The 14,031-nt window shown below is 69.6% G+C and carries 14 protein-coding genes; 7 read left to right on the top strand and 7 right to left on the bottom strand.

The window, feature by feature from the left end; translation table 11 throughout:
- The first annotated feature begins 59 nt into the window (after positions 1–59).
- Entirely contained in the window at positions 60–1,055 is a 996-nt protein-coding gene (locus tag ACFY3V_RS11885; protein WP_350943870.1) for a ribonucleotide-diphosphate reductase subunit beta, read from the top strand.
- Positions 1,056–1,116: 61 nt separating this feature from the next.
- A complete protein-coding gene (locus tag ACFY3V_RS11880; protein ID WP_350943868.1) occupies positions 1,117–2,268 on the top strand; it encodes a mechanosensitive ion channel domain-containing protein in 1,152 nt (383 codons plus the stop codon).
- A 193-nt stretch (positions 2,269–2,461) separates the two neighbouring features.
- Here the strand turns inward: ACFY3V_RS11880 and glgC are convergent, their stop codons facing one another.
- Complete coding sequence (gene glgC / locus ACFY3V_RS11875; protein ID WP_350943866.1) at positions 2,462–3,688, bottom strand: glucose-1-phosphate adenylyltransferase; 1,227 nt, start codon at positions 3,686–3,688, stop codon at positions 2,462–2,464.
- 48 nt (positions 3,689–3,736) lie between these two features.
- On the opposite strand from glgC, the gene glgA reads away from it, so the two are divergent.
- On the top strand, positions 3,737–4,912 hold the full coding sequence (gene glgA / locus ACFY3V_RS11870; protein ID WP_362897117.1) for a glycogen synthase: 1,176 nt from the start codon (positions 3,737–3,739) through the stop codon (positions 4,910–4,912).
- A 113-nt stretch (positions 4,913–5,025) separates the two neighbouring features.
- Here the strand turns inward: glgA and ACFY3V_RS11865 are convergent, their stop codons facing one another.
- On the bottom strand, positions 5,026–5,391 hold the full coding sequence (locus ACFY3V_RS11865; protein ID WP_362505298.1) for a PH domain-containing protein: 366 nt from the start codon (positions 5,389–5,391) through the stop codon (positions 5,026–5,028).
- Positions 5,392–5,487: 96 nt separating this feature from the next.
- Between ACFY3V_RS11865 and pgeF the strand changes: the two genes are divergently transcribed.
- Positions 5,488–6,174, top strand: coding sequence for a peptidoglycan editing factor PgeF (gene pgeF / locus ACFY3V_RS11860; protein WP_362897162.1), 687 nt, complete (start codon positions 5,488–5,490; stop codon positions 6,172–6,174).
- A 96-nt stretch (positions 6,175–6,270) separates the two neighbouring features.
- On the opposite strand, the gene ACFY3V_RS11855 is transcribed toward pgeF, so the two are convergent.
- The 4 genes from ACFY3V_RS11855 to ACFY3V_RS11840 form a co-directional block, all read right to left on the bottom strand.
- Positions 6,271–6,678, bottom strand: coding sequence for a nitroreductase family deazaflavin-dependent oxidoreductase (locus tag ACFY3V_RS11855; protein WP_350943860.1), 408 nt, complete (start codon positions 6,676–6,678; stop codon positions 6,271–6,273).
- Positions 6,679–6,789: 111 nt separating this feature from the next.
- Positions 6,790–7,605 carry a CbiX/SirB N-terminal domain-containing protein gene (locus ACFY3V_RS11850; protein ID WP_350943858.1) on the bottom strand — a complete coding sequence of 272 codons (816 nt, stop codon included), beginning with the start codon at positions 7,603–7,605 and terminating at the stop codon, positions 6,790–6,792.
- 268 nt (positions 7,606–7,873) lie between these two features.
- Positions 7,874–8,431, bottom strand: a complete 558-nt coding sequence (locus ACFY3V_RS11845) for a GNAT family protein (protein ID WP_350943857.1) — start codon at positions 8,429–8,431, stop codon at positions 7,874–7,876.
- 496 nt (positions 8,432–8,927) lie between these two features.
- Entirely contained in the window at positions 8,928–10,292 is a 1,365-nt protein-coding gene (locus ACFY3V_RS11840; protein WP_389772519.1) for an MFS transporter, read from the bottom strand.
- 124 nt (positions 10,293–10,416) lie between these two features.
- Here ACFY3V_RS11840 and ACFY3V_RS11835 point away from each other — a divergent pair, with 124 nt between their 5' ends.
- Both ACFY3V_RS11835 and ACFY3V_RS11830 read left to right on the top strand, forming a co-directional pair.
- Positions 10,417–11,097: a GntR family transcriptional regulator gene (locus ACFY3V_RS11835; protein WP_350943853.1), complete on the top strand. Its 681-nt coding sequence runs from the start codon at positions 10,417–10,419 to the stop codon at positions 11,095–11,097.
- 34 nt (positions 11,098–11,131) lie between these two features.
- A complete protein-coding gene (locus tag ACFY3V_RS11830) occupies positions 11,132–12,346 on the top strand; it encodes an alpha/beta hydrolase (protein WP_389772515.1) in 1,215 nt (404 codons plus the stop codon).
- Positions 12,347–12,532: 186 nt separating this feature from the next.
- Here ACFY3V_RS11830 and ACFY3V_RS11825 read toward each other — a convergent pair whose 3' ends face one another.
- Positions 12,533–12,958, bottom strand: a complete 426-nt coding sequence (locus ACFY3V_RS11825) for an Lrp/AsnC family transcriptional regulator (protein ID WP_350944243.1) — start codon at positions 12,956–12,958, stop codon at positions 12,533–12,535.
- A 148-nt stretch (positions 12,959–13,106) separates the two neighbouring features.
- Here ACFY3V_RS11825 and ACFY3V_RS11820 point away from each other — a divergent pair, with 148 nt between their 5' ends.
- The gene (locus ACFY3V_RS11820; RefSeq protein WP_350943850.1) at positions 13,107–13,961 is read left to right on the top strand and encodes a tryptophan 2,3-dioxygenase family protein; all 855 of its coding nucleotides are present in this window, start codon (positions 13,107–13,109) and stop codon (positions 13,959–13,961) included.
- Positions 13,962–14,031 lie beyond the last annotated feature (70 nt).

Here is a 14,031-nt window from a genome sequence, read left to right as displayed (position 1 = left end):
TCCGGTCCGTCGACAGCCCTCAGCAGTCCTCAGCAGCCTTCAGAAAGGCGATTCTTCCGATGTTGCTCGACCCCGGCATGGATCTCACCCTGCGGCCGATGCGCTACCCGGAGTTCTACGAGCGCTACCGGGCCGCGATCCGCAACACCTGGACGGTCGAGGAGGTGGACCTCACCTCCGACCTGGCGGACCTGGCGAGGATGACGCCCGAGGAGCGTCACCTGATCAACCGTCTCGTGGCCTTCTTCGCCACCGGCGACTCGATCGTGGCCAACAACCTCGTCCTCAACCTCTACCAGCACCTCAACGCCCCCGAGGCGCGCCTGTACCTCAGCAGGCAGCTGTTCGAGGAGGCGGTGCACGTCCAGTTCTACCTCACCCTGCTGGACACCTACCTGCCCGATCCCGACGAGCGGGTCAAGGCGTTCGCCGCGGTCGAGCACATCCCCTCGATCCGCGACAAGGCGGAGTTCTGCTTCCGCTGGATCGACTCGCTCGGCGGGCTGACCCGGCTGGAGACGAGGGAGGACCGGCGGGCGTTCCTGCTCAACCTGATCTGCTTCGCGGCGTGCATCGAGGGGCTGTTCTTCTACGGGGCCTTCGCCTACGTCTACTGGTTCCGCTCCCGGGGCCTGCTCGGCGGCCTGGCCACCGGGACGAACTGGGTCTTCCGCGACGAGTCCATGCACATGGAGTTCGCCTTCGGCGTCGTGGAGACCGTACGGGCCGAGGAGCCGGACCTGTTCGACGACAAGCTCGTCGAACAGGTCACCCGGATGATCGAGGAGGCGGTCGCGGCGGAGCTGGCCTTCGCGGCCGACCTGTGCGGTGACGGCCTGCTGGGGATGAGCGTGGACCAGATGCGCCGCTATCTGGAGTACGTGGCCGACCAGCGCCTGGTCAGGCTCAGGATGCCCGTCAGGTACGGCACGGCCAACCCGTTCGCGTTCATGGAGTTGCAGGACGTGCAGGAGCTGGCCAACTTCTTCGAACGCCGGGTTTCCGCCTACCAGGTAGCCGTCGAAGGGAATGTCACGTTCGACGAATCCTTCTGATTAGCTGTTGGTCCGGAAAAGAGAACGACGAGGCAGAAAGACGTCGAGGGGGACGCCTCACGTGTCCAGCTGGATCATCATGATCGTTTCCATCGTCGCCGCCGTCGTGGCGGTGGAGGTGGTGCGACGGGTGTTGCGCTCGCGGCTGATCGGCGAGAAGTGGGTTCTCGCCGGTCCGCTCGTGCACCGCTGCGCCTGGCCGGGATTCGCCACGGCCGCCGTGGCGACGGCCCACACCATCTACGAACCTGAGATGGTGGAGGGCGCGCTCAGCCAGGTGATCGACCGCGCTCTCAGCCTGGCGATGATCGGGTGTGCCACCTGGCTGGTCATCCAGGCCGCCTACGCGGTCACCGACGTGGTGCTGGAACGTCTGATCGCCGTCGAGGGCGAGGCCAACCGCAGGGCCCGCCGCATCCGCACCCAGATCACCCTGGTCCGCAGGGTCGCCTCCGCGGTGATCATCGTGCTCGCTCTGGGCGCGATGCTCTTCACCTTCCCGCAGGTGCGGGCGCTGGGAGCCGGACTTCTCGCCTCGGCCGGTATCGCCGGGGTCGTCGTCGGCATCGCAGCCCAGTCGACCCTGGGAAACATGCTCGCCGGGCTCCAGCTGGCCTTCAGTGACGCGCTCCGCCTGGACGACGTCGTGGTGGTGAAGGGGGAGTGGGGACGGATCGAGGAGCTCAGCCTGACCTACGTGGTGTTGCGGCTGTGGGACGAGCGACGGCTCGTCCTGCCGGTCTCCTACTTCACGGCGAACCCGTTCGAGAACTGGACCCGGCACAGCAGCCGGGTGATCGGTCACGTGATGATCCGGGTCGACTGGTCGGTGCCGGTGGACGAGTTGCGCGCCGAGCTCTACCGGGCCCTGCGCGAGCACCCGCTCTGGGACCAGAAGGACTGGACCCTGCAGGTCACCGACACCCTTCCCAACGGGCTGCTCGAACTGCGCGCGCTGATGAGCGCCGCCGACTCCGCCAGTGCCTGGGATCTCAAGTGCGACATGCGCGAGCACATGGTGGCCTTCGTCCGCGACAGGTATCCCGAGGCGCTGCCCCGCTTCCGGGTCGAGACCCCACCCCCGTCCGCGACCGTTCCCGGGACGCTCACCGGCCTGATGGGCGCGGGGCTCATGTCACGCGGCCTGGGCGGGGACACCGGCGAGCGGGACGGCTTCGCCCAGCGGGGCGGAGACCAGCCGGATCCGGTCTGAGACGACAGGGGGGCCGGGGCATCCGCTTCGTTCTGTTTCGGGAAGCTCCGCCGGAGCCTGCAGCTCAGCTGGCCCTCGCTACGGCGGTCGGCTCGCGGACGAAGGCCACGACGTGCGTCCGCACGTCGTCGGCGGCCTCGACGAGGCCGCCGACGTCCGGTGACGCGGGTCGTGCCGGTGTCCGGTGAAGAGGTCAGCGCTCGACGATCTCGTTCTTGCCGATGACGACGATGCCGCCGTTGGTCACCGCGAAGCGGCTGCGGTCGTACTCCAGGTCGAAGCCGATCCTGGCGCCGTCCGGGATGATCACGTTCTTGTCGATGATGGCCTTGCGGACGATGGCGCCGCGGCCCACCTTCACGTTGCCCATCAGGACCGAGTCCTCGACCTGGGAGTGGGAGTGCAGCACCACGCCGGGGGAGAGGATGGAACGCTCGGCGAGCCCGCCGGAGACGATCGCGCCCGCGGAGACGAGGGAGTCGATCGCCCTGCCCACCCGGTCGCCGTCGTTGTGCACGAACTTGGCCGGGGGGAGCGGATCGTGGCCGGTGTAGATGGGCCAGCGGCTGTTGTAGAGGTTGAAGACCGGATGCGCCGAGATGAGATCCATGTGGGCCTCGTAGTAGGCGTCGAGCGTTCCGACGTCCCTCCAGTAGCCCCGGTCGCGCTCGGTGGAGCCGGGCACGATGTTGTCGGCGAAGTCGTACACCTCCGCGCTGCCCGACTTCACCATCATCGGGATGATGTTGCCACCCAGGTCGTGCTTGCTGGTCGGGTCGAGTGCGTCCTCCCTCAGCGCGTCGATCATCGACTGGGTCTTGAAGACGTAGTTGCCCATCGAGGCGTAGACCTGGTCGGGCGCGTCGGGCAGGCCCACCGCGTCCTTCGGCTTCTCGCGGAAGGCCGTGATCTTGCGTCCGGCGGGGTCGGTCTCGATGACCCCGAACTGGTCGGCGAGCGAGAGCGGCTGCCGGATCGCGGCCACGGTCACCTCGGCTCCGCTCTCGATGTGCTGACGCACCATCTGCTGCGGGTCCATGCGATAGATGTGGTCGGCGCCGAACACGATGACGTGGTCGGGCATCTCGTCGTAGATGAGGTTCAGATTCTGGAACAGCGCGTCGGCGGAACCGGAGAACCAGTGCGGCCCGAGGCGCTGCTGGGCGGGGACCGGTGTGACGTAGTTGCCGAGCATCGCCGACAGGCGCCATGTCCGGGAGATGTGCCGGTCGAGACTGTGGTTCTTGTACTGCGTCAGCACAACGATCTGGAGGTAGTGGCCGTTGGCGAGATTGGACAGTACGAAGTCGACGAGCCGGTATATCCCCCCGAAAGGCACCGCAGGCTTCGCTCGATCAGCTGTCAGAGGCATGAGCCTCTTACCTTCTCCACCGGCGAGCACGATCGCGAGGACTCTCATAGGTGGACCTTAACCTGATGAACAGGGATGAAACACTAGGCTGATCGCATGCGAGTGGATCTGCTGACCCGTGAATACCCCCCCGACGTCTACGGAGGGGCGGGAGTTCACGTCGAATACCTCGCCCGGGAGTTGCGCAGGCTCGCCGACACCCGGGTCCGCTGCTTCGGAGCGTCACGGCCGGAGGAGGGCGTCGCGGCCTACCGGGTGCCGGGCGGGCTGGAGACGGCCAACGCCGCGCTGCAGGTGCTCGGCGTCGACCTGGAGATGGCCGCCGGGTGTGAGGGCGCCGACCTGGTACACAGCCACACCTGGTACGCCAACTTCGCCGGCCATGTCGCCAAGATGCTGTACGGGACACCCCACGTGGTGACCACGCACAGCCTGGAGCCGCTGCGGCCGTGGAAGGCCGAGCAGCTGGGCGGCGGTTACACGCTGTCGTCGTGGGCCGAGCGCGGCGCGCTGGCGAGCGCCGACGCGATCATCGCGGTCTCCGAGGGGATGCGCCGCGACGTGCTGGCGAGCTATCCGGAGATTCCGCCGGAGAGGGTCACCGTGATCCACAACGGGATCGACACCGGCGAGTACGCCCCCGACCGGGACACCGACGTCCTGGAGCGGCACGGCATCGACCCGAGCAGGCCCTACGTCGTCTTCGTGGGGCGCATCACCCGGCAGAAGGGTCTCGTGCACCTGCTCCACGCGGCACGCGACTTCCACCCCGACGCCCAGCTGGTGCTCTGCGCGGGAGCCCCCGACACTCCCGAGATCGCCGCCGAGGTGACCGCGCTCGTGCGCGGACTCGACCGCGAGGGCGTCGTGTGGATCTCGGAGATGCTTCCCCGTCCCGAGGTGATCCAGATCCTCACCCACGCCACCGTGTTCGTCTGCCCCTCCGTCTACGAGCCGATGGGCATCGTCAACCTGGAGGCGATGGCCTGCGAGACCGCCGTCGTGGCCACCGCCACCGGTGGCATCCCCGAGGTCGTGGCAGACGGCTCGACCGGTCTGCTGGTCCCGATCGACCAGGCCGCCGACGGCACCCCGCACGACCCCGACGCCTTCGCCGCCGACCTCGCCGAGCGGGTCAACCGGCTGCTCGCCGACCCCGCCCTCGCCACCAGGATGGGTGAGGCGGGAAGGATCCGCGCGGTGGAGCACTTCTCCTGGGAGCGCATCGCCGAGCGGACGATGGAGCTCTACCGGCAGGTCGCCCGCCGGTAGGCGCGGGCCTGCGCCGGGTGACGGTCCCTCGCGAGGCGGAGTCTACGGCGGTGGTCTCCCGCGGTGGTTCCCCGGTGGTTCCCCGTGGTCTCCGGCGGTGACGAGGTGGGGTCCTAGGCGGTGATGAAGTGCAGGATCACGTTGTGCACGTGATGCGCCTTGTTGTCGCCCCGGAACTCCACCTCGTAGGTGTGGGTGCCCACGTGGATCGCGATGGCCCCCGAGGAGAAGAACGAGCCCGCGATCGACTTGTTGCTCACCACGCTCACCGCGGAGACCTTGTTGTAGGGGATGCTCGTGATGGCGATCTTCTTGCCGACGAACGACTTGTCCTGCACGATCACCCGCTTGTCGGTGAGCCCCAGGAAACCGGTGCCCGTACCGATGGCGTCGTAGACGGCGATGATCTGCTCGCCGGGCATGAGGCCGCTCTCGATCTGCTGGTACTGCTCCTTGCGGTCGTACACAACCTGAGCCATGACGTTCGCAATCTGTAGGGGGATCTGTGTCTCTGTGAAACGAACGTCCCGGGGGTCAGGTTCCTGGGCGGGTAAGGTCGGCCCGTGAACTTTCAGATGAGGATCACCGATCGTCACGGTGGTGTCAGCACCGGTCCGTACCGCAGTCGCAATCTCGGAGGCATGTGCGGCGACGAGCCGGACGCGGTCGCGGAGAACAGGGCGCGGACGGCCGCCGAGTTCGGCCTGGATCGGGTCGTGTTCATGCGGCAGGTCCACAGCGCCGATGTCCAATATGTCAGGGAACCCTTCGGCGACGACCCGCCGCCGCTGGACGGGGTCTGTACCGACGTTCCCGGCCTCGGCCTGGCCGCGCTCTGCGCCGACTGCGCGCCCGTCCTGCTGGCCGAGCCGGAGGCCGGACTGGTCGGCGCCGCGCACTCGGGCCGGGTCGGCACCATGTCCGGCGTCGTCACGGCCCTGGTCGAGGAGATGGCCGAACGCGGAGCGGACCCGGCGAGGATGACCGCGCTGATCGGCCCGATGGCCTGCGGCACCTGCTACGAGGTCCCCGCGGACATGCGTGAGGAGGTCGCGGTGATGCTTCCCGAGGTGTGGTCGATCACCCGCCAGGACACCCCGGCCCTCGACCTGCGGGCCGCGATCACCTCGCAACTGGGCAAGGCGGGTGTCGGGGAGATCACCCACGACACCCGCTGCACCATCGAGAGCCCCGACCTGTTCTCCCATCGCGGGGAGGGGACGACCGGCAGGTTCGCGGGCTACGTCTGGCTGGAGGCCTGACCCGCCCTCACCCCGGTCCCGGCCCGCGTACGGAGGGAAGGCCGGTCCAGGTCGCCCACGGGACCCGCCCGGCCCTTCCCGGTCACGCGGTGCCCGTCAGGCCGCGGCACGCTCCAGCACGACCACCGGGATCTCCCTCTCGGTCTTCGTCTGGTACTCGTCGTAGGCGGGCCAGGCCGCGGCCATGATCGACCACATCTCCGGTTTCTCCTCCGGAGTGGCGGTGCGTGCCCTGGCCTTGAACCGGTCGCCCAGCACCTGGACCTCGACCTCGGGATCCGCCTGGAGGTTGAGGTACCACAGCGGCGGATCGTCGGCGCCCCCCTTGGAGGCGACCACGAGGAGGTCGTCGCCGTGACGCTGGTAGATGAGCGGGGTGGAGCGCCGCTCACCGGACTTGCGGCCGACGGTGGTGAGGATCAGGGTCGTGGTGCCCTGCCACTCGTGTCCCTCGGCGCCGTCGGTCGCCTGATATCTCGCCACATGCTCTTTTCCGAACAGCATGATCTATCCCCTCTGACGATTGCGCGGGTCGATGCCCGACAGTGTGATCTATTCCCTCTGACGATTACGCGGGTCAATAATCGACAGAGGGAATCCATCACACCGGGTCGATCAATCCGCCGACAGGATGCTCCCGTAGGCGCGGGCGGCCAGGTCCGCGATCAGATCGTGCGCGCCGAGAACCTCGGCGCACTCGGCTCCGACCTCCTCCGCGGCCGCGTTCGCGAGCCCTGGAGGCGCCTCAGGGCCCAGCAGGCAGGGTGAGACGGCGATGCGCTGGGCGCCGATGCCGCGAAGCCGCCCGGCCGCGTCCGCCACGGTGGGCGCGCTGTCGAGGGAGGCGACCAGGACGGGCAGGGTGAGCCGCGAGGCCAGCAGCACCGCCGTCGGCTGTGCCTCCGCCGCCGCGATCTCGCCGCCGACGGTGGCGAGGATGACCGCGTCGACCGGGCTGGAGACGTTGAGCAGCCGCATCCGGTCGGCCCGCGCCAGGCTTCGCTCCGACAGGCGGATGTGCAGGGCCTCGGCGAGCAGCGGGTGCGGCCCCAGGGGGTCGGTGACCGTCACCGGGACCTTGCCGGCGGCGACCGCCGCGGAGATCAGCTGGTCGGCGACCGGGTGCGGGCCGGTCAGCAGCGGAACCACGATGGCGGCCGTCGCGTCCTCGGGACGCTCCCTCGCCGCCGCCTCCAGTTCGGAGGTCAGTCCTTTGCCGTCCTCGCCGAGCGCGGCCAACCGGACCTGGATCTGTGGATTGTCCCCTCGGATGAGGGCCGCGAGTTCCGCGGCGGTGCCGGAGGCGTCGCCGAGCGCGGCCAGCACGAGCGCCGGCGCCTCGGGCGGGAGCTGGGAGGGCACGGGCCTGCGGTGCCTTCCGGAGGGCCGTACCGGGCGCCCTCGTACGGGGAGGATGGGACTCTCGCTCACATGCGCGGACTCTAGGGGCATTTGACACTTCCCGTGACCGGAAACGGCAGCATTTCCGTCACAACATTTGTGGAAAGGGGTGGGGAACCCGCCCCCGGGCGGGTCGGTGACCGGGCGTGCGCCCAGCTCACAGCCGGTATGCGACCGGCTCGCGGCCGGTACGGGGTGGGCTCATGTCCGGCGTGCGACCGGGTCACGACCGGCGCGCCGGCGGGTGACCGGTTCATGGTGGGTGGGCGGGCGGTGCGCGGCCGGGAAACCCGTCAGGTCAGACGTCACGGTGCCCCTCCCACTCGTCCTCCAGCGCCGAGTGCACGATGGAGTCGCGCCAGACCCCGCGGGCCCGCACGTGGTGCCTGATCCTGCCCTCCTCGACCATCCCGGCGACCAGCATCGCGAGTTGGGCGGCGGTGTTGGCGGGGGAGCGGGCGCCCCAGATGCGGTGCAGGCGCAGATCGCGGAAGCCGAACGTCAGGATCAGCCGGATCAGGTCGGTGCCGATGCCCCGGCCCCAGTGGTCGGGACGGAGCCCGAGGCCGATCTCCGCGCTGTGCGGGTGGTCGGCCTCGATGTGCAGCCGGGCGACGCCGAAGGCCTCGCTGTTGTCGAGGTCGGTCACCGCCAGCACGTAGAGACGCCGAGGTTCGACCTCCGCGGCCTTGATCGCCTCGATGATCGTTTCCTCGACCTCCTCGCGCGTGCGGGGGTCGAACGGCAGGTGCTCGGTGGCCGTCGGGTCACCGTATACGGCGTGCAGGGCGTCCACGTCATCGATGGTGATTTCCCTGAGCCGGAGTCTCTTGCCCGAGATCTCAACGTGGCGCATGCGCAGACGCTAACGTCTCGGAGCGCCTACGGCTAGAGATCTTTCCGGTAAGCGGACATACCATCATTTTAGTGATCTTATACGCATGGCTCCGTGTGTGCCCAGGGCCAGGATTCCTGTGCCACGACTCAGGCGACACGGTCTCGCCCGTGTCCGGAATCGGACACGGGCCGGCTCCCGTGCGGTCGGCCTCGCGTGGGGGTCCGCTTCACTTCGCGGGGAGCGACGCCGTCTTCGACGGACATGTCGATCATCCTTTTTCGCGGGGAGGGCACCGGAGGGCGGTGGCCGGGGATGGCCGTCCCCTGCCACCGGCCCGCCCGGCTTCCCCTCGTGGCGGGCTCTGGTGGTTCTGACGTACTCCGATAGGCCTGTATGGGGTTACAACGAGCCGGCGGGTCGGCGAGTTCGGTGAATCGCGGCGAATTCACCGGGTGGTTCTCCTGCTTCGGAGAAGGTCGCGGCCACCGGAGAGGGGCGGTGGCCGCGAGAGGGCTCAGGCGTCCCGGGAAGCGGTCCCCGTGCGCGTTCCCGGAACGCCGTCGCCGGTGGCGCCGGAATCCCCGCCCTGGGCTCCGCCGAGGTCGGGGGTTCCGGGGAGGTCGGTGTGGGTCCCGGGCGCGATGGCGAGGCCCACGGCGGTGACGGCGAGCGCGGCGACCACGTAGAGCGAGATGGCGAGGGTGCCGCCGAACCGGTCGAAAAGCGACAACGCGATGATCGGGGCGAGGGCGCCCCCGAAGACCCCGGCGACCTGGTAACCCATGGACGCGCCGCTGTAGCGCAGGCGGGTGCTGAACAGCTCGGCGATGAAGGCCGCCTGCGGCCCGTACATCGCCGCGTGGCAGGCGAGGGCGACGACGGAGGCCAGCACGATCAGCGGGAAGGACCTGGTGTCGAGCAGGGGGAAGAAGGCGAACACCCAGATCGCGGCCCCGATCACGCCCGCCAAGTAGACCGGGCGGCGGCCGACCCGATCGGAGAGCGCGCCGAACAGCGGGATCAGGAAGAGCTGGAAGGCGGAGCCGATCAGCACCGCGTTCAGCGCGACCCCGCGTTCGAGTGCGAGGGGACCGGTGACGTAGGCCAGGACATAGGTCACGAAGATGTAGAAGGCGACGTCCACGCCGATGCGCGCGAGGCCCGCGGAGATCAGCGCGCGCGGGTGCGTGCGCAGCACCTCGAGCAGCGGCATCCGTGCCTTCGCGCCCGCCCGCTCGACCTGGGCGAACAGCGGGGACTCCACGATCCGCAGGCGGATCCACAGGCCCACGACGACGAGCGCGCCCGACAGCAGGAACGGCACCCGCCATCCCCACGACAGGAACGCCTCCTCGGGAAGCGCCGCGGACATCACCCCGAGCACGCCCGCCGCCAGCAGGTTTCCCGCGGGTACGCCGACCTGCGGCCAGCTCGCGTTGAACCCGCGACGGCGGGAGTCGCCGTGCTCGATGGACATCAGGACGGCTCCGCCCCACTCGCCGCCCAGGCCGAGCCCCTGCAGGAAGCGCAGGGTGACGAGCAGCAGCGGGGCGGCCACGCCGATGGTGGCGTAGCCGGGCAGCAGGCCGATCAGGAAGGTGGCGACGCCCATCAGCAGCAGGGTGACCACCAGTACGTTCTTGCGGCCGGCCCGGTCGCCGAAGTGGCCGAACACGATGCCGCCGAGCGGCCGCGCGACGAACCCGATCGCGTAGGTGAGGAACGCGAGCAGCGTGCCGGTGAGCGGCTCGAAGGTGGGGAAGAAGAGCCTGTTGAAGACCAAAGCCGCGGCCGAACCGTAGAGGAAGAAGTCGTACCACTCCAGGGAGGTGCCGACCAGCCCGGCCACGATGACCCGTCTGGTCTGGGAGCTTGCCATCGCATGTGCTCCTTAGCTTCTCGTCGGGGGAGGTCCCGTGAGTTCGCTTCGTGTTGCGGTCCCCATCAACATAAGAATCGTTCAACAATTCGACAATAGGTTTGTTTGATGATTTCTTGGGGGCGTGGAAAACGTCACCGCAGCGCTACAACGCGATCGCGGTCGTCTCGGGCGCAGCAGTGCGGCGGAGGTGGTCGCCGACATCCTCCGTGACCGGATCGCCGAAGGACTCTTCGTCCCAGGTCAGCGCCTGTCCGAGGAGAGCATCGGCGCGGCGCTCGAAGTCTCGCGCAACACCCTGCGCGAGGCGTTCCGGCTGCTCGGTCACGAGCGCCTGCTGGAGCATCGGCTCAACCGGGGTGTGTTCGTGCGCGTGCTGTCGGCGGAGGACGTCGCCGACCTCTACCGGATGCGCAGGGTGATCGAGGGCGCCGCCGTGCGAAACAGCGCGCACGCCACCCGGGAGACTCTCGCCGTCATCAGGGAGGCCGTCGCCGAGGCGTCCCGTGCCGCCGGCGAGGGGCGCTGGCAGGACGTCGGGACGGCCAACATCCGCTTCCACCAGAACCTCGCCGCCCTGAACGGCAGCCCGCGCCTGGACGAGGTGATGCGTCAGCTGCTGGCCGAGCTCCGCCTGGTCTTCCACGTCATGAAGAACCCCCGCGCCTTCCACGAGCCTTTCGTGGTCCGCAACATGGAGCTGGTGGAGCTCATGGAGGCCGGACGGGTGGCCGAGGCCGAGCAGGCACTGGAGGCCTACCTGGACGACGCCGAGAAACTACTGATAAAGGCATATATCCCCTAGCCGTAAATGGGGTGTAATGCGGCACAATGGGCGGATGCTTCCTCCGAATCCGCGTGTGATCGTGCTCATCGGCCCCGGTGTGGTCGCGGACCTCCGCCTGCTCACCGAGGTGGCCGATCGGGAGTTCGCGGCGCTCGGTGTCGGCGGTACGGTGTCGGCGACCCCGGACGTGCCCGGCTTCCGGGCGGCGCTGGAGTCGCGGGACGTCCTGGTGGTCCTGCCGGGCCCGGATCCGGAGGCCCGCCGCCTGGCTTCCGAGCGTCCCGACGCGGTCTGGCTCGACCTGACGATGAGGCCCCACCCGGCGAAGGCCGACGCGCCCCTTCCGGCGGCCGAGGCGGGCACCGGGACCGCGGACGGCGCGGTCTCCACGGGCGGCACGGGGGCCGCCGGTGGCGCGGCCACCGGAGCCACCCGGGCCGTGTCGGGCACCCACATGCACGGGCGAGGGATCTGGGGACTGACCTGGGCGATCAGGCACGCCGTCCATCGCCTGCGCCGGCCCGCGCGCAGGATCGCCTACGGCGACCACCCCGACCAGTGGTCGGAGGTGCGCTCCCCGTACGGAGGCGACGGGCAGGCCCTCGCGGCGCCGGGGGAGAGCGGCGAACAGGTGCCTACCGCGGTGCTGCTGCACGGTGGTTTCTGGCGTTCGGTCTGGGGTGCTGACCTGATGGACGCGCTCGCCGTCGACCTCGCCGAGCGCGGGTTCGTCGCCTGGAACCTCGAATACCGCCGCCCCGACCTGCACGGCTGGGACGCGACCACCGAGGACGTCGCCCGGGGCGTCGCCCTCGCGGCGGAGAACGCGAACGGCCCGCTCGTGGTGATCGGCCACTCGGCGGGCGGACAGCTCGCGCTGCGCGCCGCCGCCGACGACCACCGGATCACCCTGGCCGTCTCCCTGGCGGGGGTGCTCGACCTGGCCGAGGGGGATCGCAGGCACACGGGCACCGGCGCGGTCGCCGCCGCGCTCGGCGGATCCCTCGCCGAGGTGCCCGACGTCTACCGGAGTTCGGGGCCGCTGGAACGGCTTCCGGTGGGAGTGCCCCAGCTCATCGTGCAGGGCGGCGGGGACGACCTGGACCTGGTGGACTTCAGCCGCCGCTACGCGCGAGCCGCCCAGGCGGCGGGCGATCAAGTGACATATCTCGAAATGTCGGGCGATCATTTTGACGTCATCGACCCCGCCTCACCGATCTGGCGGGCCACCGCCGGGGCGGTCGCCGAGCACAGCACCCCCTCCTGACGCGCCTTCGCCGGTCGAAGGACTCCTGAAAGGTCCCCCCGGCAGCCCGGCAGGAAGCCCGGCAGCCCGGCAGGAAGAAGGTCGGCGCCGACCGGCGAAGGTTCACCGAGCCGAGTCGCCCGACCAGGCGGAACCACCCGCTGTCCATCCCGCCAGAGGCCCCCCCAGGGGCCCGTCGGCGGCCCGTCAGAGCGAGGAGAGCGGGCGCCAGGGGACCGGGCTGGACAGCACCATCATGCTCGACGGGTGGCCGTAGGGGGCGAGCCGGTCGATCATCTCCTCGAAGGCCGTCATCGAGGAGGCGGCCACCCGCAGCAGGCAGCAGGCGTCACCGGTCACCCGGTGCACCTCCAGGATCTCCGGCCAGGCGAGCGCCTGATCGTCGCGGAGCACGCAGCGGGGCCCGTAGCACGACATCCTGATCAGCGCGGCCACCCCGCGCCCGGCCAGCGCCGCGTCCACCCGGGCGTGGTAGCCGGTGATCACCCCGGTCTCCTCCAGCCGCCGCACCCGCTCCGCCACCGCCGGAGCGGACAGGTGCACCCGGCGCGAGAGCTCGCTGTACGACAGGCGCGCGTCGTCCTGCAACTCGGCCAGCAGCGCCCAATCCATCGCGTCCACGGTCACGCTCCGTCACGTCGTAACTTGATCTGCCCGATGCCTTACGTTCCGAAGGCTCAGTCCAATAATCACCTTTCTTCCATTATTTCCGTACAGACCGATACAGACCACCATGGAGGTATCAGGCGGAGGAGGAGTGATGACCGGCATCAAGCAGCTCACAGAGCAGGACCGTAAGGCGCGCGCCGAGGCCAACGAAGGGCTGCCGACGCTGGGCTTCGAAGAGGGCACGCCCTACGACGACTACGTGGGCACCGCCGCCCTGCGCGGCATCCAGCGCACTCTCACCGACGTTCCGGAGGAACTGCCGTTCCTGGTCACCACCCAGGTGATGGAACTCTATTTCGGACTGCTCCGCACCGAGTGGCACCTCGCCCAGCGGCAGCTCGACGAGGACGACGCCGACGCCGCGATCTCGACGATCAAGCGCACCGTACGGCACTTCGAGGCGCTCAACGCCGCCTGGGCCGCGCTGAGCTGGCTGACCCCCGCGCAGTTCAACTCCTTCCGCGACGCGCTCGGCGAGGGGTCCGGCTTCCAGTCGGCCCTCTACCGCCACGTGGAGTTCCTGCTCGGCAACAAGTCCGAGGCGCTCATCCGGCCGCACCGCCGCAACCCCGAGGCGTACGAGGAGCTCGTGGAGGCCCTGCACCGGCCGAGCCTCTACGACTCGGTCCTCGCCTTCCTCGCCCGTGCGGGCCACGCCGTCCCCCGTGCGGTGCTCGATCGCGACCTCGCCACCGAGCACGAGCCCGTCCCCGAGGTCGAGGCGGTCTGGGTCGAGGTGTACGGCGGTCCGCTCGCCCCGCTGGCCGAGGCGCTGACCGACCTGGCCGAGCAGTTCTCCGAGTGGCGTTACCGGCACCTGATGGCGGTGCGCCGCTCGATGGGCGCCAAGCCGGGCTCCGGCGGGTCGAGCGGCCTGAGCTGGCTGGAGCGGAGCATGCGACGGGAGATCTTCCCCGAACTCTGGACGGCCAGAACCCTGATGTGAGGCGCTTCCCGGCGCCTCACCCCGGGGTCCTCCGGATTCTCCGACGCCCGCGGCCCGCGCGGCGCACCTC

The organism is Streptosporangium sp. NPDC000095 (genome assembly GCF_042899335.1).
Taxonomy (GTDB): Bacteria; Actinomycetota; Actinomycetes; order Streptosporangiales; family Streptosporangiaceae; genus Streptosporangium.
The sequence above is the reverse complement of the archived record's forward strand: the minus strand, read 5'-3'. Positions and strand labels throughout refer to the sequence as shown.